The 16,970-nt window shown below is 64.2% G+C and carries 15 protein-coding genes; all 15 read right to left on the bottom strand.

The window, feature by feature from the left end:
* Positions 1-50: 50 nt before the first annotated feature.
* Positions 51-341 carry a co-chaperone GroES gene (locus OLSU_RS00950; protein ID WP_013251067.1) on the bottom strand — a complete coding sequence of 97 codons (291 nt, stop codon included), beginning with the start codon at positions 339-341 and terminating at the stop codon, positions 51-53.
* Positions 342-553: 212 nt separating this feature from the next.
* On the bottom strand, positions 554-2,500 hold the full coding sequence (locus OLSU_RS00945) for an NAD(+) synthase (protein WP_013251066.1): 1,947 nt from the start codon (positions 2,498-2,500) through the stop codon (positions 554-556).
* Between the two features lie 60 nt (positions 2,501-2,560).
* Complete coding sequence (locus tag OLSU_RS09570) at positions 2,561-2,737, bottom strand: hypothetical protein (protein ID WP_156407865.1); 177 nt, start codon at positions 2,735-2,737, stop codon at positions 2,561-2,563.
* 81 nt (positions 2,738-2,818) lie between these two features.
* Positions 2,819-4,459 carry an amidohydrolase gene (locus OLSU_RS00940; protein ID WP_013251065.1) on the bottom strand — a complete coding sequence of 547 codons (1,641 nt, stop codon included), beginning with the start codon at positions 4,457-4,459 and terminating at the stop codon, positions 2,819-2,821.
* Between the two features lie 81 nt (positions 4,460-4,540).
* On the bottom strand, positions 4,541-5,464 hold the full coding sequence (locus tag OLSU_RS08990) for a LysR family transcriptional regulator (RefSeq protein WP_013251064.1): 924 nt from the start codon (positions 5,462-5,464) through the stop codon (positions 4,541-4,543).
* Between the two features lie 94 nt (positions 5,465-5,558).
* Positions 5,559-6,572 carry an enoyl-CoA hydratase/isomerase family protein gene (locus OLSU_RS00930; protein WP_013251063.1) on the bottom strand — a complete coding sequence of 338 codons (1,014 nt, stop codon included), beginning with the start codon at positions 6,570-6,572 and terminating at the stop codon, positions 5,559-5,561.
* 136 nt (positions 6,573-6,708) lie between these two features.
* Positions 6,709-7,932 (bottom strand): MFS transporter, encoded by a 1,224-nt coding sequence (locus tag OLSU_RS00925; RefSeq protein WP_013251062.1) that lies wholly within the window; start codon positions 7,930-7,932, stop codon positions 6,709-6,711.
* Positions 7,933-8,006: 74 nt separating this feature from the next.
* Positions 8,007-9,524, bottom strand: a complete 1,518-nt coding sequence (locus OLSU_RS00920; protein WP_013251061.1) for a CoA-acylating methylmalonate-semialdehyde dehydrogenase — start codon at positions 9,522-9,524, stop codon at positions 8,007-8,009.
* A 75-nt stretch (positions 9,525-9,599) separates the two neighbouring features.
* Positions 9,600-10,469 carry an acetoacetate decarboxylase family protein gene (locus tag OLSU_RS00915; protein ID WP_013251060.1) on the bottom strand — a complete coding sequence of 290 codons (870 nt, stop codon included), beginning with the start codon at positions 10,467-10,469 and terminating at the stop codon, positions 9,600-9,602.
* A gap of 90 nt (positions 10,470-10,559) precedes the next feature.
* Complete coding sequence (locus OLSU_RS00910; protein ID WP_013251059.1) at positions 10,560-11,342, bottom strand: SDR family NAD(P)-dependent oxidoreductase; 783 nt, start codon at positions 11,340-11,342, stop codon at positions 10,560-10,562.
* A gap of 78 nt (positions 11,343-11,420) precedes the next feature.
* Positions 11,421-11,774 carry a cupin domain-containing protein gene (locus OLSU_RS00905; protein WP_013251058.1) on the bottom strand — a complete coding sequence of 118 codons (354 nt, stop codon included), beginning with the start codon at positions 11,772-11,774 and terminating at the stop codon, positions 11,421-11,423.
* Between the two features lie 456 nt (positions 11,775-12,230).
* On the bottom strand, positions 12,231-13,661 hold the full coding sequence (locus tag OLSU_RS00900) for a M20 family peptidase (RefSeq protein WP_013251057.1): 1,431 nt from the start codon (positions 13,659-13,661) through the stop codon (positions 12,231-12,233).
* Between the two features lie 2 nt (positions 13,662-13,663).
* Entirely contained in the window at positions 13,664-14,452 is a 789-nt protein-coding gene (locus OLSU_RS00895; RefSeq protein ID WP_013251056.1) for an amino acid ABC transporter ATP-binding protein, read from the bottom strand.
* Positions 14,453-14,462: 10 nt separating this feature from the next.
* Positions 14,463-15,782 (bottom strand): amino acid ABC transporter permease, encoded by a 1,320-nt coding sequence (locus OLSU_RS00890; protein WP_013251055.1) that lies wholly within the window; start codon positions 15,780-15,782, stop codon positions 14,463-14,465.
* Positions 15,783-15,884: 102 nt separating this feature from the next.
* Positions 15,885-16,835 (bottom strand): transporter substrate-binding domain-containing protein, encoded by a 951-nt coding sequence (locus OLSU_RS00885; protein ID WP_013251054.1) that lies wholly within the window; start codon positions 16,833-16,835, stop codon positions 15,885-15,887.
* Between the last annotated feature and the right edge of the window lie 135 nt (positions 16,836-16,970).

Raw genomic sequence — 16,970 nt, 5'->3', positions numbered from 1 at the left:
TGCGTAACCTCCAAAGAAGTGGTTGGTGTCAGAGTGCGAAGACGATCCTGCTACTCAGTAACGATCGCGTAGATGTCATCGGCGCGCAGGAGCAGGAAGTCCTCGCCGTCGACCTTGATCTCGTTGCCGCCGAACTTGCCGTAGTAGACCTGGTCGCCCACCTTGACGTCCGGGACGATGCGCTCGCCCTTGTCGTTGAGCTTGCCGGCACCAACAGCGATGACCTCGCCACGCTGCGGCTTCTCCTGAGCGCCAGAGGAGATGTAGAGGCCGCTGGCGGTCTTCTCCTCCTTGGGAGCAGGCTTGACGAGGACGCGGTCGCCCAAAGGCTTAAGAGTCATATCGAGGTACCTCCCTCTCGTGCGCCGACGGGGCGCAAGACTTGCGCTGGTGGCCCCACCGGGCCCCGAGCGTTTCCAACGTTGGAGATGATACCCAGCGCGCAAGCCTTATACCACCCTGAGAGAAAAAATCTTCGTGATGACACTTAGATTTTGTACTGCCCGCGTGCTCATGCGAGAGCAGGGTCCTGTGGCTGGGCCTTGTCGTCTTGCTACTTCCCCAGTCCGGCAAGCTCACGCAGCCAGGAATTGGCGCAGGCGTCGCTCGGCATGCGCAGGTCCCCGCGTGGGCTCACCGCCACCGAGCCTACCTTAGGGCCGTCGGGCAGGCAGCTGCGCTTGAACTGCTGCGAGAAGAACCTGCGGTAGAACGTGCGCAGCCACTTGAGGATCGTAGCGTCATCGTAGCCAGCAGCCGTCCCCTCCCCCAGCGCGTAGCGTGCGAGACGGTACACCTTACGCGGAGCAAAGCCTCGACGCAGGACCTGGTAGAGGAAGAAGTCGTGCAACTCGTATGGGCCGACAAGGTCCTCGGTGCGCTGGGAGATGGTGCCGTGCGCCGTCGCCGGCAGAAGCTCGGGCGAGACGGGCGTGTCGAGAACATCCAGCAGCACGCGCGAGAGGCCGTCGGAGGCGGTGATGTCCGCCACATAGCGCACGAGATGACGCACGAGCGTCTTGGGGATGCCGGCGTTCACGCCGTACATGCTCATGTGGTCGGCATTGTAGGTGGCCCAGCCCAGCGCCAGCTCGGAGAGGTCTCCGGTGCCTACGACCAGGCCACCCTCCTGGTTGGCCATATCCATCAGGACCTGCATGCGCTCGCGGGCCTGGGCGTTCTCGTAGGTGACGGAGTGGTCGGATTCGTCGTGGCCGATGTCGGAGAAGTGCTGGAGCACGGCGGTCGTGATGTCAACCTCGCGGAGCGTTGCGCCCAAGGTGTCGGCGAGCACGGTCGCGTTGCCGTGCGTGCGGTCTGTGGTGCCGAAGCCCGGCATGGTGACGGCGAGGATGCCGGAGCGATCCAACCCGAGGATGTCGAAGGCCCGGGCGCAGACCAGCAGTGCCAGCGTGGAGTCGAGCCCCCCGGATACGCCCACCACGGCGCAGTCGGAGCGCGTGTGCGAGAGGCGCTTGGCAAGGCCATGCGACTGGATGGAGAGCACGTCCTCACAGCGCTCGGCGCGGCGCGCTGGATTGGCCGGCACGAAGGGGTGCGGATCGACGCGTCGCGTGAGACGCGTGTCTGCCGTGGCGAGCGAAAAGGTCGTGACTTCGTAGCCTGCGTCTTGGGCCGTTGGCGTGCAGCCAAACGTGGAGAGGCGACGACGTTCTGCGGAAAGCGAGGCCACGTCTATCTCGGTGGTAACGGCAGCCTCGCCAAAGGGACTGGCCTGCGCGAGAAGCACGCCGTTCTCGGCAATGAGGTCATGTGCGGAGAACACGAGGTCTTGCGTGGACTCCCCCCACCCGGCGCTTGCGTACACGTAGGCGGAAACCAAGCGTGCGCTCTGGCCCACCACAAGCTCGCGGCGGTAGTCCGCCTTGCCCACCACGGCATTGGAGGCGGAGAGGTTGCAGATGACCGTGGCGCCCGCCTGAGCATGGGCGATGGAGGGCGGGCTGGCAACCCAGAGGTCCTCACAGACCTCCACGGCTACCTTGAGCTGCAGAAGAGTGCTGCAGGCAAACAGCTGGGACGTACCAAAGGGTATGTTCTCCCAATCTGCGAAGCGGACGTGCGACACATCCGTGGGCCCAGCCGCAAAGTGGCGCGCCTCATAGAACTCGTTGTAGTTAGGGATATTGCGCTTGGGCACCAGGCCTAGGAGTTCGCCGTGCGCGAGAGCAGCGGCGCAGTTGTAGAGCTTGTCGTTCACGCGCGCAGGGATGCCGACCAACACGAGCGCGTCAAGCACCGTCGTGCGCTCGGCCAGCGTCCGAAGGCCACGCTCGGCGGCATCGAGGAGCTCATCCTGCCAGAAGAGGTCTTCGCAAGTGTAGCCCGTGACGCAGAGCTCGGGCAGCACCACCAGCTTGGCACCATCGGACCGCACGGCATCAGCAGCCTCGGCAACACAGGCGTCGACGTTGGCGTGCACGTCGGCCACGCTCACCTTGGGCGAGCGGGCGGCAACCTTGACGAATCCATCCTGCATGGGCATGCCCTCTCGACGTGATGCCTTTTCTGGGCGAACGGCTAGCGCTCCCACCACAGTCTAGCAATAGCCTCCCCATGAGGAGCGCCTCTCGTCCTCTCTCCTCGCCCATTCGATGCGCTGCCGTCGATAGAGCTCTTCATAGAGGTCGTCACGACGCGTGACCCCTCGCCGGCGGGCGACCTCGAGGGCATCGAATGCGTTGGCAATCGAGTCCGGCGTCCGCATCGTATGCATCTGTGCCTCGTCTTCCATGCCATAGGCGGCGAGATCATGCGTGATTTCGAGCGCTGCGTCCGCGACCTCAGGGCCCAGGTGCTAGGCGCACCAGACGCGGCAACCCCCTACGTATGTCTCGAGGACCCGCGACCCCTGGAGGCGCTCGGACGGCACCGTCAGGAGGTTGGTGTCCCAGACAGCGAGGTCGGCAAGCATGCCTGGCTCGAGGGTGCCCAGCTCGCCCGCACGGGCGACGGCAGCGGCGGAGCCGGCGGTGTAGGCCCCAATGGCCTGGATGCGCGAGACGCGGTGCTCGGGATGCCAGCCGGAGGCCGGCTCGTGGGCGTCGGGGTCGGAGCGCTCGGTCGCGCACCACAGGACGTCGAGTGCATTCGGTGCGACGACCGGCGCGTCCGTCCCGAACGCCAACGTCACGCCTTGGTGCAGCATCTGGTCGAAGGGCCACATGCGCCGCGCCCGCCACTCGCCCAGATCGCGTGCAGGCTGCGTGACGTCGATCGTGACGTGGGGCGGCTGCACCGATGCGACCACGTGGGCCGCGGCCATGCGGGCGATGTCCTCGGGGTGGATGTCCTCGACGTGCTCCATCGTGTTGGCGCCCTGGTGGGGGTCGCCGTAGCGCCTATGAGCTTCCGTGAAGATGTCGATGGCCTGGCGGACGGCCTCGTCGCCGATGGTGTGGATGCGCACGGCATGGCCTCGGCTCGCGGCGGCGAGCACGAGGGCGCGCATGCGCTCCGGCGCGACGGTCGGCCGCCCGACGTCACCGGCAAAGCGGGGGTTGGCATACTCGTCCGTGACCCAGGCAGTATGCTGGCTGCTCACGCCATCGAAGAACTGCTTGAAGCCGGGAGCGCGCAGCATGTCGCCCGTGAGGCGGGCCTGGAGCCCCTCCAGGTTGGACTCGTCCTCCGAGAGCGTGGGAAACAGGTGGGCACGCAGCGTGAGGTCGCCCTCAGCAAGCAGCGCCTCGTACACGGCAGGGTTGATGCCATCTGCACCGGGCACCAGGGAGAGCGCCATGTCGCACACGCTCGTGACGCCCATGGCATTGAGGCGCACGAAGTAGGAGCGGTAGATGCCCTTCATCTCGTCGAGGGGAAGGCTGCGCAGGACACGCGCCACATAGAACATACCCGCGGCCTCGCGCAGGACGCCCGTCAGGCGCCCCTCGTCGTCGCGATCGAAGCTGCCGCCCTGGGGAGGCTCGGTTCCCTCGTCTATCCCCAGCTCCCGCAGGCCTGCCGAGTTCACCCAGAGGGTGTGGGCGTCTCCGGAGTACAGCGCCACAGGGCGATTGGGGAAGGCGGCGTCAAGCGAGCTGCGCGTGGGCGCTTGCGCGGGATTCCAGAAGGTCTCGCGCCAGCCATGCCCCAGAAGCCAGCCATCTCCCGGGCGCGTGCGCGCGAAGGAGACCATGTGGTCGACCACGTCCCGCTCGCTCGTGCCACGATACTCCGTGGCAAGTCCCGAGGGAAAGAGGGCGGCATGGAACACGTGCTGGTGGGCGTCGTGAAATCCCGGCGTCACGAAGGCCTCGCCCAAGTCGCGGACCTCGATCCCTGCTGCCGCAAGATCCGAGGCCGCCTCGCGGGGAAGCAGGCGCTCGACGCAGCCGCCCCTCAGCACAAGGGTTGCGGCCTCGTCGGGGCGCCGTGCGCTGACGAAGACGTGGTTGGACGCGAGCGCGACGGCCTCGCTGTTGGCCTCACTGTTCATTGCGGGTTCCTCCGGCAACCTCCGGGCAAGCTTTCTCACCCACACTCTACAGAATGCGCGCGAGAAGTCGAGCGGAAGGGCTCACGCGAAGAACAGGTCCTCCCGACACGAGATGGCATCAAGGATGGCGTCGATGATGCGGCTGTCACCGTCCTTGTGCCAAGCGGCGAGCCAATACAGCGTTGCGTCGCCCATATCGAGCCTGATGGTGCGGACATTGCTGCGATCGTGTCGCAGTATGACCCCACGGGGCAACACGCTTGCGCACTCCCCGCTGTCAAGCAGCATCAGCATGCTCTCTCGACTCGAGGCAAAGTAGAGCCGCGGTTCGACGCCAAGCTCCTCGAAGATCTTGATTGACTGGTAAGATCCCGTGCTCTCTCGGTCGAGCAGGCAGACGTCATGCTTCCTCAGGACATGCCTGGCCGCATCCGGACCCTCCCCGACGTCCTCTGCCGAGCGAATCGCGATGACCATCTCATCCTGGCCGAGATACTTGACCTCAAGCGCGTTGCTGCCATGCAACCGCCTGTCCTGATGAAGGAAGAAGCCCAGGTCCACGCGCCCATCCTCCAGTTCGCTGACGAGGTTCTCATGGTTCAGCGCCGCGAAGCTCACGTGCAGGTCCGGTACCAGCGCACGCAGCTTGAAGAGGGAGTCGGTGATCGTGTGGCGAAGGTCGCGGTTGTACATGCCACGAAGGTCGAAGCCGATCCGGACCTCATGTCGCCCGTCCAGCAGAAGTCCACTGGAAGCCTCGTCGATAGAGGCGAGGTTGTCGACCTCGCGCAGGATGTGACGGACGGACGGCAAGACCTTCTTCCCGACATCCGTCAGACTCACGGCACGCGTCGTCCTATCCACCAAGTGCAGGCCAGTCTCATCCTCGAGCTTACCCAGCTGCTGAGAGAGCGCGGACTGGGAGACAAAGAGCATCTTGGCTGCCTTGGTGAAGCTTTGCATCTCTGCAACTGCCACGAAGTAGCGCAACTGTCTGATTTCCATATGCCCCTCATTAGCCGTGATGGACGTGGCCCGAGAGCAGCGCGGGGGGAGGGGCGAGGGCCCCTCCCCCAGAAATCATGCGAATTGTATCATTCTATACCTTCTTGGGCCTGTACGGCTCGGTCGGCTTCGGCGTGAAGGGGTTGGTCGCCTTACCCTCCTCGACCTCCTTCGCCCACTCGAACGGCTTGGTGCGAAAGCCCTCCCAGCTCTCGCGGGTTGGGGGCTGCTGCATCCAGTCATGGCAGTAGCGCCAGTCGTTGGTCTGGCTGATGTACTTCTCGTCCTGCTGGCCGGCGTTGGTGTCACCCAAGTCCCCTGCGGCGATGCGCAACAGGGAGGCGTACTGCTCGGACACCGTGTGCAGCTTGAGGTCCTCTACGAAGAGCTTCTTAAGGGGGCGCTTCGCGAGGTTGGACATGATGGTGCGGTTCTCATAGGGCATGGTCTTGAGCATGCGGGCGATCTCCCATGCGCGGTCCATGACCGTGCCCTTCTCGACGACCTCGGATACCATGCCCCAGTCCAGCATCTGCTGGGCCGTCCACTGGCGGGCTGTCATGGCGTAGTAGTTGCCGCGCTTGGTGCCGAAGAAGTGTTGGGCCATGAGCCCCATGCCGTCACCGGGAACGAGCCCGCCATGGGCGTGGGGGACCTCCATCCACGTGTCATCGGAGGCGATGGTGATGTCGCAGAGCATTGCGGAGTCCCAGTGGAAGCCGGGGCCAGGAATCGCGCCGATGGTGGGTACGTCGAGGTCGAACACCATATTCTTGATGAGGTTCGTGTCATCGAAGTACTGGTGCTGGAAGCGCTGGATGGGAAGCTCGGCATACGTGTCCCAGCCGTTGGGGTCGCTCTCGGTCATCCAGCTGTCGCCGATGTGGGTAAAGATGATGATCTCGTTCTTCCAGTCGAGGGAAAGCACGCGCGTGAGCTGGCTGCAGGCGCGATGGCTCATGCCGGAGTGGCACATCGGCCCGTCGTTGGTCTTCCACGTGACCTGAAGGATCCCGTCCTCACGATAGAGGTCGGCGAAGTCCTTGAACCACTCCTTATACTCCTCGAGCTGTGGGAGCTTGACATAGTCTGCTAGGGGCGTACCCATGATGCGACCTTCTTTCCTTTGCTTGCCTGTGCCTGACGGCACGATCTATATTCCAGGGGCGCACGGGCGGGAGAGCACGAAGCGCCTTGATGCTAACGAAGGCGGACAGAACGCAGGCGGGACTGGCAGCGCTGTGCTAGTGGACCTCAATCCCCTCTCTTTCTGCCAGGTGCCTCGTAACCACGACTAGCACGCAGAGCACTGCGGCCGAGCAGGCCATGAGCAGCGCCGGGACCGTCCAGTCGGTGCCGTCCGCAGACAGGGCCGTGAGGCACGGCGTGGAGAGGAAGATGCCGAGGTAGTAGAAGGTGTTAAGCGCACCGGACGCCAGGGGGACGTACTCCTTGCGCTCCGCCAGCTGAGGCGTGATCTCGAAGAACGCCGTCACCGCAAAGCCGCCCGTGAAGATGGACGCGGCCATCACGTTGAGGAGATAGGTTGCCGGGTTCAGCCAGAGGAGGCCGAGGTCGACCAGGAGCGTCCCGATGGCGCCGACGAGGGCCACCGTGAAGGGCTTGCCAGTCTTGCCTATGACCCAGCCCAGAACAATGGCTGCCGGGATGCCTATGAAGCCGTTGAGGCTTGTGTAGAAGTTCGCCGTCACCTGGTCGAGGCCGTGGGCGACGGTGAAGATCGTCGGGTAGTCGGTCACGACGCCCATCAGGCAGAACGAGAGGAAGAACATGGCGATGCAGATGGTCACGAGCGGCCTGTTGTTGATGGTGGCGTCGGCGATGGAAACCTTCTCGGACGCGTCTGGCCCCTCGCCTGCAGAGGTACCGTCATCGACGAGCGCCACGGAGCCGACCAGGCTGACGAGCGCCAAGATGACGACGAACCACCAACACCCCGTAACGCTGCCCGTGGTCACCAGTATGGGCAGGCTCACGTTCATGACGACGAAGTTGGCGACGGGATTTGCGATGGTGAACAGGCCCGTCGCCAGGCCCATGCTCGACATGCCGCCAAACCAGAAGGCCAGCAGGCTCAGGCCACAGGGTATGATCAGGGCGCACGAGATGCCCTCGATGATGCGGGAGACGAGAACGACGACGTAGGACGAGACGGCGAAGCCGAGGATGCCGAGAAGGTTGCCGGCCAGCAGGCACGCCAGGAGGGCAACCAACATGCGCTTGGGACCGACCCGCGTCATGATCCCAGAACCAGGAAGTGCGAGGAAGATGCCGGCGATGGTAAAGACGCTCGTGAGCCACGCCGTGCTCGTGAGGTCGACGTCGAGCTCGGTGACGATGTCGTTGTTGATGGGGACGACCTTGAGCTGGGAGACGTTGATCGTGATGCCGGCAAGCATCAGGACGGCGAACCCCAGCCATTTGCGCCCGCTGCCTTGTGTTGACATTGCGACGACTTCCTCCTGTCACGTGGGAAGGGAACCGCGGCGGCGAGGAGCCACGGCCCCCTGCGGGCGTGGCGCTAGGCGCGCTCGACCGTGCCCTCCCAGCTGTCGAGCTTCTTTGTGGAGCTCTTCTCGTCGAACCAGTGCTCGGTGACGGTCTTGGCCCTGGTGTAGAAGCGGTAGCCGTCAAGGCCGAGGACATGCTGGTCGCCAAAGAAGGACTGCTTATTCCCGCTGAAGGGGTAGTAGGCTGTGGGGACGGGGATGCCGACGTTGACGCCCACCATGCCGCCATCGGTCTCCAGCTTGAAGCGCCGTGCCCAGTAGCCGTCCTGTGTGAAGATGGAAGAGCCGTTGGCGAAGGGGTTGGCGTTCATGATCTTGATGCCCTCTTCGTAGCCATGCACGCGTTTGATGCACACGACCGGTCCGAAGATCTCCCTGTCGCCGACGGTCATGCCAGGTTCGACGTGGTCGAAGATGGTGGGGCCGAGGTAGAACCCGCCCTCGGAACCCTCGATGACGCGGCCTCGCCCATCGAGGACGAGCTGGGCACCCTCCTCGACGCCCTTGGCGATCCAGCCCTCGACGCGGGCCTTGTGCTCGGCGGAGACAAGCGGACCAAGCTTGGTCTCGGAGTCGTAGGCGCGTCCGATGACCATGGCCTCCGCCTTTTGCTTGAGCATCGCCACGAATTCGTCGGCGATGGACTCTTCGACGCAGCACACAGGGAGCGCCATGCAACGCTCGCCCGCGCAGCCGAAGGCGGAGTTGATGACCGCGTTGGTCGTGGCCTCGAGGTCGCAGTCCGCCAGCACAAGAGCGTGGTTCTTGGCCTCGCACTGCGCCTGGACGCGCTTGCCATGCGCAGCCGCCGTCGCGGTGACCTGCTTGCCAACGCCGGTGGTACCCACGAAGGTCACGGCCTTGATCCGCTCGTCCGTGAGCAGGATGTCGGCTTCGTTGTGTGTGCAAGTGACGAGGTTGACGACACCCTTGGGGAAGTGGGCCTCCTCGTAGAACAGCTCCAGGATCCTCATCGAGGTGAGCGGAGTGGGCGTGGCGGCCTTGAGGATGACGGTGTTGCCGCAGGCGATGGCCAGGGGCACCATCCAGCCCCAGGGAATCATGGCCGGGAAGTTGAAGGGCACGATGCCGGCCACGACACCGAGCGGCTGACGGAACGTGGAGCAATCGAAGCCCGTCGTCACCTGCACGGCATTCGAACCCTGTATGGCGTAGGGTAGCGAGCAGGCTAGTTCGGTGGGCTCGATGGCCTTCAGAATGTCGCCTCGGCTCTCGTTGAGGTTCTTGCCGTGCTCCTTTGCGCACAGGAGGGTGAGCTCGTCGAGATGGTCGACGAGGACGTCGCGCCACCTGAACATCATCTGGGCACGCCTGGAGAGGGAGAGCGCCGACCACGCGGGAAATGCCGCCTCGGCCGAGGCGATGGCCTCGTCGACCTCCTCCTTGGTACAGCGGGGTACCTCCGCGATGATCTCGCCCGTACTGGAGTCGGTGACCTTGGTGTAGATGTCCGTCGCAGACGTCTTCCACTCGCCGTTGACGCAGTATCCCTTTCGCTTGACTGACATGTTGTGAGATTCCTTTCGTCGATGGTGGGACCGCAGGCAGATGTGACCGGGGAGGTGCCAGCCTGCAGGATGCGATCAGCGCAGCCGGTAGATCCGCGTGTAGTCGGCGGGATCGGTGTAGAACGCATGCGAGGCGCCGACATAGCGCTTGATAGGGAGCTTGGCAAGGTAGGCGGGAATCCACCAGGACATGGGCATGTCCTCGCCTGTAGGGGCATGAAATTCGACCGTACCTGCGCAGGGCTGCCTCCTTGGCTCCGCGAGCGTGTAGGGGTAGCCCTCGGGCGCCTCCCAGCCGATCGTCGGGTTGGCGACGGGATAGCTCGCGTCCACCGCAGCCTCCCACGGCTTCTGCCCCTTCTCGGGGCACGCCTGGATGTACTTGTAGTTGAACTTCGCTTCTGACTCGCCCGTGATCCGACTCATGTACTCGCCGTCCTCGGGCTGCCTGTTCAGATCGAGCCTGAGGTCGAGGAACTTGAAGCCCCAGTCGGAGGCCTGGCCCCTCACAATGCCGTCATGCTCGGCAAGACGGGGTATGTCTGCGTAGATCTTGCTGTAGCCGAGAAGCTCGCGACCGCCGATGATTGGCTCGGCGTGATTCTCGTACATGGCAAGCACAAGGTCCCCACGCAGATGGTCACGCTCGCCATCGAACCTCGCGGGAACCGAGATGTTGATGAGCGTATAGGAGTTGCCCGCAAAGTTGCCGATGTGCTTGAACTCGCACTGCGCCACCGAAAGGACGGGCTCTGCCAGCGAGAAGCCATCCGGGAGCAGTGCCTCGAGCATGCTGGCATCAGTCTCGAACATGACCGTGGCCGCCTCGACGTCAGCCGGCTTGTTGAGGATCGTGCCGTCCGGGCGGGGGTTCTTCGGATCGGGCGAGGGTCCGAAGAAGACTGGCATCTCGTATATCTTGTTCTTCTCAAACGTGAGGCCCATATGTCTCTTCTCTCATGTACGCAGTGACGTGCGCGATGCCCATCCAAAGGGCAGCAGGGTGGCAAGACGACCTCGCCGCCGTAAGCGGACCTAGCCCACGGCGTTCAGGCCGCCGTCGGGATAGATTGACGAACCGGTGATGAAGTCCGAGGCCTTTGAGGCCAGGAAGATGGAGACGCCCTTGCAGTCATCGGGGTAGCCGATGCGCTTGGCAGGCATGGCCTTGGCGATGGCGTTGCGGGTGGTCTCGTCATCCGGCAGCAGGCCGACCATCATTGGGGTGTAGGTGATGGTGGGGCCAATGCAGTTGACCTGGATCTTAGGACCAAGGTCGGAAGCGTATGCCTTGGTGAGCATCTCGACGGCACCCTTGGTCGAGCAGTAGCCGACGTTTCCCATGCCGCCGTTGCCCACGGCGCGGATGCCGCGCACGGAGCCGACGTTGATGATCTTGCCCTGCTTGTCGTTGTCCTTCCAGTACTTCCCGAAGTGCTTGCAGGTGAGCATCAGGGACTTGACGTTGACGTCCATGAGCTTGTTCCACTCGTCAACGGGAAACTCCGTGCCGGGGAACTTCTTGTTGTAGCCCTGGGAGTTGACGAGGATGTCCACCGTCCCCATCTCGTCGACCGCGGCATCGAGCAGCTTCTCGACTGCGTCCTCGTCAGTGACGTCGGCGACGTGGTACAGGACGTCGACACCGGAGCTCTCCTTGATCTCGGACTGGGCGCGCTTGAGGGACTCCTCCTTGCGGCTCGTGATCATGACCTGGGCACCCGCCTCGCCAAGCCCCTCGGCAATGGCCTGTCCGATGCCGCCGGCCCCACCGACGACGACAGCCTTCTTACCTGTCAGATCAAATAGGTCGGTCATTGCGGTACTCCTTCCATGGATGGCGATCGAGATGCATCAGGCGTACGCCGACACCCTTCCGAACTATTCGGAGCGGCCTCATTTGGCTGCGGGGGGAACGATGATGGTCAGCATTTGGCAGGTGACAGGGCCATTGTTCTTGATGCCCTTCTCGGTGTCGGGGCCGCAGTGGTACGAGTCGCCCTTATGAAGGGTCGTCGTCTTGCCGTCATCGGTAGTGATGTCCATCTCGCCCTCGACGATGTAATAGATGCTCTCGCAGGGGTTTGAGCCATACTCGCAACCACCACCGGGCAGGAAGTGCGAGAGACCAAAGACAACCCTGCCGTCATTGACCTCGTCGGCATTGTTCAGGCGGGTGCAGCGCACGTCAAAGTGGGCCGGCGGCTCGTAGAACGTGGCCTCGTTCCTGCGCGTGATCTTCCAACTCATGAAAACCAGCTCCTTTCGGATGTCCCCTGGCACAGTCTGGGACCCAATAGGTCATCGGCTCCCTCCCGCTGGTACATGTTTGGATGATATAGCGAATATGTTTAATTTTTTATGCGTTTTATTTCTAAGTGATGCAGATTAGTTAGAAAAAGTAATCAGCTCATTCACCCCAGTGCGAAGCTGGGTGAAACGGACTGGTAGACGGGTCGCCGAGAGCCCTGCCGCCCCAATCCATCCGTCATCGCCACAATGCCATCGGCCGCAGGTGCTGTGTCAAGAGCCACGGTCCCTCTGGCGAACGGTCGATTTTGGACACTGGACGGCAAGGCTCGAATCGCCGCGCCGCCAACGTGTGCCATGCCATGCAAGCTCAGCAAATACCAGCTAAGTACCGCTTGAGATTCTGGTTGAGGTCGCAGCAATGGCACCGTCGACGATAGTGGCCCCAAAGCACCCCTACAGGCAGCATTCCTCGATCAGGCGGATGAAGAAGCGCACGCCCTGGAGGTAGGCGCGCCTCGTGATGCGCTCGTCGGTGCCATGCACGCCGCGCCCGACCTCCCCGTCGTCGGCCACGAAAGCCGAGAAGCGCAGGCAGCTGTCGCAGACGCCCTCGTACATGCGGGCGTCCGTGGCCCCTACGACAAGCGACGGAATGAGCGTGAGCGGCTCACCGTCATCGGGATCCACAAAGTAGCGGCCCGCGACATCCGCGAGCTTGCAGAAGCCATGACCATCCGCGCGCGAGACACGACTGGGGTCGTTGCTCACGTCCGCAAGCAGCTCCACCTCGACGGGAAGGTCCGCCACAAGCGTACGCACGCGCTCGAGCACGTCCTGGCAGCTGACGCCCGGCAGCATGCGGAAGTTGATGGTGGCCGACATGTCCTGGGGCATCACGTTTGCCTGCTGGGAGCCGCCCTCGACCATGGTGGGCGCCACGGTCGTCGTGACGAGTGGGTACAGGTCGCGGTCGGCGAGGAAGAGGGTGGCGATCCTCTCGGCGTTCGCGTCAATGGAGGCACGGCCGCCCGCGACGAGCGAGGCCAGGGGATCCTGGCTCACGTGCGGCGCCAGGACGGAGAGCGCCTGGCGCTCCAGCTCGATGAGCTCGACGGGCCAGGGGGCACTTGCGACGCGGTCTATGGCCCTGGCGAGGATGGCCAGCGACGTGCCGCCAAAGGGGTTGGACGAGTGGCCTCCCGGGCTGCGGACCGTCAGGCGAACGTCGGCGTAGCCCTTTTCGGCAAGGCCGACGCACATGCCATGGTGCCCCGGGGCGCCGAGGGGCGCGGTGTCGACGATGCGGTAGTCCCCCTCGTCCACCGCGAAGGCAAGGCGGATGCCGCGCTCCTCGAGCGTACGCCCCAACGCACGGGCACCGGACTGGAAGGTCTCCTCGTCCTGACCGAAGCACAGCATGATGGTGCGCCGGAGCCGCCATCCGTGGCTGAGCGCGTACTCGACCGCCTCGAGCTCGCCGACGACCTGGTCCTTCATGTCCAGGGCACCACGGCCCCAGACGCACTCGCCGTCCACGTGGCCGGAGAAGGCGTCGTGGGTCCAGTCAGACTCGGTCCCCTCCACCACACAGACGACGTCCATGTGGCCCATGAGCATCACGGGGTCGAGGTCCTCGTCCGTGCCCTCAAGGGTCAGCAGCAGGGAATGGTCGATCCTCTCGACCAACGCCGACTCGAAGACGTAGGGGTAGGAGTCACGGAAGAGGTCCTCGAGCTCGTCGAAGGCGGCCCAGTCGGTCTCCTCGCGCGTGGGCCCGCCGACGGTGCGGATGGCGAGGGCCCGTCCAAGACGTGCGCAGAGCTCGTCCTGCGCCAGGTCGGCGTAGTCGTCCTCATGCGAGAAGAACCGCCACACGTCCGCCATGGCTACACCCCCTGCGCGACGCCGGTATCCTCGAGGTAGCGCGCCAGGAACTCGCGCGTGCGCGCGTGCCCGGGTCGGGTGAAGAGCCGCTCGGGACTCCCCTGCTCGGCGATGACGCCCTGGTCCATGAAGACGACCTTGTCGGACACGTTCTTGGCGAAGTCCATCTCGTGGGTGACGACGACCATGGTCATGCCGTCGGCCGCGAGGTCACGCATGACGCCCAGGACCTCGCCCACGATCTCGGGGTCAAGCGCAGAGGTGGGTTCGTCGAAGAGCATGAGGTCCGGCTCCATGCAGAGGGCGCGCGCGATGGCCACGCGCTGCTTCTGCCCGCCGGAGAGCGATGCCGAGGGGGCCTGGGCAAACTCGAGCAGGCCGACGGCCTCGAGCTTGCGTCGGGCCTCCGCCTCGGCCTCGGCCCTGGTCGCCCTCCTGAGCGTGATGGGGGCAAGCGTGCAGTTGTCGAGCACGTTGAGGTTGTTGAACAGGTTGAAGCCCTGGAAGACCATGCCAATCCTCTCGCGCAGGGCATTGACGTTGACATGCTCGGCCGCCAGGTCCTGTCCACGGAACCAGACGTGGCCCGCGTCCGGCGTCTCGAGCAGGTTGATGCAGCGCAGGAGCGTGGACTTGCCGGAGCCCGAGGCCCCGATGACCGTGACGACCTCGCCGGGCATGACCTCGAAGTCGATGTTCTTCAAGACCTCATGGCTCCCGAAGGACTTGCGCAGGCCCTCGACGCGGATGATCGGCTCGGCGGAGGTGGTGGTGTTGGGATCGCCTGTCATCGTTTCTCGCCTACCTTCCCGGAGCGGTGATGCCAGCACCGCGGCGTCTGGCCCTCTTGTGGGCGACGGCAAGCTTGACCTTGTTGGGATCGGCCTTGCCCCCTGCGGTGCCGGCGGTCGAGGTCGCGTCGGAAGTGCTGAGGACCGGCCCCGGCGCGGAGACGTCGAGGTGGTGCGCCATGATGGAGAGCAGCTTGGAGGCGATCATCGTGAGGATGAGGTAGCAGAGGGTGGCAACGGCGTAGACCTCGAGCTGGCGGTAGTAGATGCCGGCGACCGTCGTGGTGGCGAACATGAGGTCGAACACGCCGATGACCGAGAGGACCGAGGAATCCTTGATGTTGACGACAAGCTCGTTGGAGAGGGCGGGGATGGCGTTCTTGATGCCTTGGGGGAACACGACCTTGGTCATGGCCTGCCACTGCGAGAGACCGAGCGAGCGGGCCGCCTCCGTCTGCCCGGCGTCGACGGCCTCGATGCCACCACGCAGGACCTCCATCATGTAGGCGGTGGAGTTGAGCGAGATGGTGACCAGGCCCGCCACGAAGGTGGTCCAGACGGAGCCGATCTGCGTCGTGGACATGCCTGTGCCGCGCAGGACGGCAAAACCCGCGAAGTAGATGAGCAGGGACTGGACCATCATGGGCGTGCCGCGCACCACGGAGGAGTAGACGCGCGCGAAGCCCACGCCCAGGACCTTGAGGAAGCGCACGGCATCGTTGTCCGGCCGGTCGATCTGCTGGATGCGCAGGAACACCAAGAAGATCGCCAGGAAGAAGGCGATGACGGTGCCGAAGAGGGCAAGCTCGACGGTGGTCGCGATGCCCTGGGCGAAGATGGCACGGCCCTCGAAGACCATGTAGACCGCACCGGAGAGAAAGTCCTGCGGGTTGGTGTCGGACGCGATGGCCGCAGACACGATGGCCGAGAAGCCCATGACCACGCGGTCCACGAACAGCACGCAGGTGATGAGCACCACGAGGCAGGAGGCAATGCGCTCTGCCCTCCGAGCGGCGGGCCGCACGAAGGGCGAGGTGCGGGCATAGTCGCGCCAGCGCAGGAGCTTGTTGGCAAGCGCCACCCCCGCTACGGCGAGGAATGCCAGAAGCGCGTAGTACATGCCGACCTCGACGGCATAGACGCCCGCAAGGAAGCTCATGTGAGAGCGTGGCTGCATGGAGAGCCACATGCCAGCGAGCGCGATGACGCTGGTCCCCAGGAACACGTAGCGATGGTCCGCGAGCACGAAGCCGACGGGACCGTCCCTTCGTGGTATGGGCATAGCGGCAGGATCGTTGGCAGGCTCAGGCCCCTCTTGGCTGGCACTCATCGAAAGGAGACCTCCTTGGTCGGTGAAGGGCAGACGCGACACGCGCCTCCGCGCACATCACACGGGGCATGTGCCTCTGGGCGTCGCGATTGTCGGCGCTGGCTAGGCTGGCTGACGGTCGACGCAGGCGTCGAAGATCTCCTGGCGCTTGTCGTCGGGTACCGTCGCGATGGCATCGTTTATCTTGGCGAGGACGGACTCCTGGCCCTTCTTGATGCCCGCGTTGCAGGGGACGGTCTCCTGAAAGCCCCTGCCATCCGCAAGCTGGACGGCGACCAGGCCGGGATTGGCGCGCAGGAAGCCCTTGGTGTTCTCGGTGTTGAAGGTGATGGCGTCGCAGGTACCCTGGTTGAGCTGGGAGAGCTGCGAGGGGACCGAGTCGACCGGGGTGAGGTGGTTGACGCCCGGGATGTCGTCGATGACGGTGTCGAGGAGGGTGTCCTTCTGCCCGAGGACCGCAGCGCCCGAGAAGTCACTGAGGGACGTCGCGCTGGCGTAGGGTGAGTCGCTCTTGACGAGCAGGCCAAAGCCCCCGACGAAGTAGGGCTCGGAGAAGTCAACCGCCTGCTTGCGCTCGTCCGTGGCTGACATGCCGGCCATGATGATGTCGATCTGGCCGTTGTTGAGCGCGTCGATGAGGCCAGTGAAGCTCATCTTGACGGCGACGGGCTCCATACCAAGGGCATCCGCGACGGTCTTGGCGAGCTGCACGTCGTAGCCATCGGCATAGGCACCGTCGACGTTCTCTATGGGGATGGTGTAGTCGGTCGACTCGGCGGTCTGCCAGTTGTAGGGAGCGTAGGCGGCCTCCATGCCGACACGCATCGTCTTGCCGTCACCGAGGGTACCGGTATCAGAGCCTGAGGAGGTGCCGTCCATGCCGTCTGTGGTCCCCTGGGCGGCGGGACCACAGGCGGAAAGCAGGGCGGTGCCGCCGACTGCGAGGGTGGTCAGGCCGGAGAGCTTGAGGAAGTCACGACGAGAGCAGCCGCCCTTGCCATCCATGGGGGCGTTTGTCGTCTGATGGACACCTGTGTGGGGATTGGTTGCCATGATCGTTCCCTCTTTCTGCAAACCTTGCCTGTTAAGACCCCTTCCGCGTACACAACCGGAGGGGACCCATTCCCCTCCCCCTTGCAACCGAATGCGAGAAAGTTCCGTACGCTAGGGGTCAGCTTAGGACAGGCT

It is taken from the genome of Olsenella uli DSM 7084, assembly GCF_000143845.1.
Classification (GTDB): Bacteria; Actinomycetota; Coriobacteriia; order Coriobacteriales; family Atopobiaceae; genus Olsenella; species Olsenella uli.
The sequence above is the reverse complement of the archived record's forward strand: the minus strand, read 5'-3'. Positions and strand labels throughout refer to the sequence as shown.

Coding starts and splice junctions, on each gene's coding strand:
- OLSU_RS00940 (WP_013251065.1), bottom strand. CDS start 4,459: ATGAACAGTGAGGCCAACAGCGAGGCCGTCGCGCTCGCGTCCAACCAC.
- OLSU_RS00925 (WP_013251062.1), bottom strand. CDS start 7,932: ATGTCAACACAAGGCAGCGGGCGCAAATGGCTGGGGTTCGCCGTCCTG.
- OLSU_RS09570 (WP_156407865.1), bottom strand. CDS start 2,737: ATGCATACGATGCGGACGCCGGACTCGATTGCCAACGCATTCGATGCC.
- OLSU_RS00920 (WP_013251061.1), bottom strand. CDS start 9,524: ATGTCAGTCAAGCGAAAGGGATACTGCGTCAACGGCGAGTGGAAGACG.
- OLSU_RS00915 (WP_013251060.1), bottom strand. CDS start 10,469: ATGGGCCTCACGTTTGAGAAGAACAAGATATACGAGATGCCAGTCTTC.
- OLSU_RS00930 (WP_013251063.1), bottom strand. CDS start 6,572: ATGGGTACGCCCCTAGCAGACTATGTCAAGCTCCCACAGCTCGAGGAG.
- OLSU_RS08990 (WP_013251064.1), bottom strand. CDS start 5,464: ATGGAAATCAGACAGTTGCGCTACTTCGTGGCAGTTGCAGAGATGCAA.
- OLSU_RS00905 (WP_013251058.1), bottom strand. CDS start 11,774: ATGAGTTGGAAGATCACGCGCAGGAACGAGGCCACGTTCTACGAGCCG.
- OLSU_RS00885 (WP_013251054.1), bottom strand. CDS start 16,835: ATGGCAACCAATCCCCACACAGGTGTCCATCAGACGACAAACGCCCCC.
- OLSU_RS00900 (WP_013251057.1), bottom strand. CDS start 13,661: ATGGCGGACGTGTGGCGGTTCTTCTCGCATGAGGACGACTACGCCGAC.
- OLSU_RS00910 (WP_013251059.1), bottom strand. CDS start 11,342: ATGACCGACCTATTTGATCTGACAGGTAAGAAGGCTGTCGTCGTCGGT.
- OLSU_RS00890 (WP_013251055.1), bottom strand. CDS start 15,782: ATGAGTGCCAGCCAAGAGGGGCCTGAGCCTGCCAACGATCCTGCCGCT.
- OLSU_RS00945 (WP_013251066.1), bottom strand. CDS start 2,500: ATGCAGGATGGATTCGTCAAGGTTGCCGCCCGCTCGCCCAAGGTGAGC.
- OLSU_RS00895 (WP_013251056.1), bottom strand. CDS start 14,452: ATGACAGGCGATCCCAACACCACCACCTCCGCCGAGCCGATCATCCGC.
- OLSU_RS00950 (WP_013251067.1), bottom strand. CDS start 341: ATGACTCTTAAGCCTTTGGGCGACCGCGTCCTCGTCAAGCCTGCTCCC.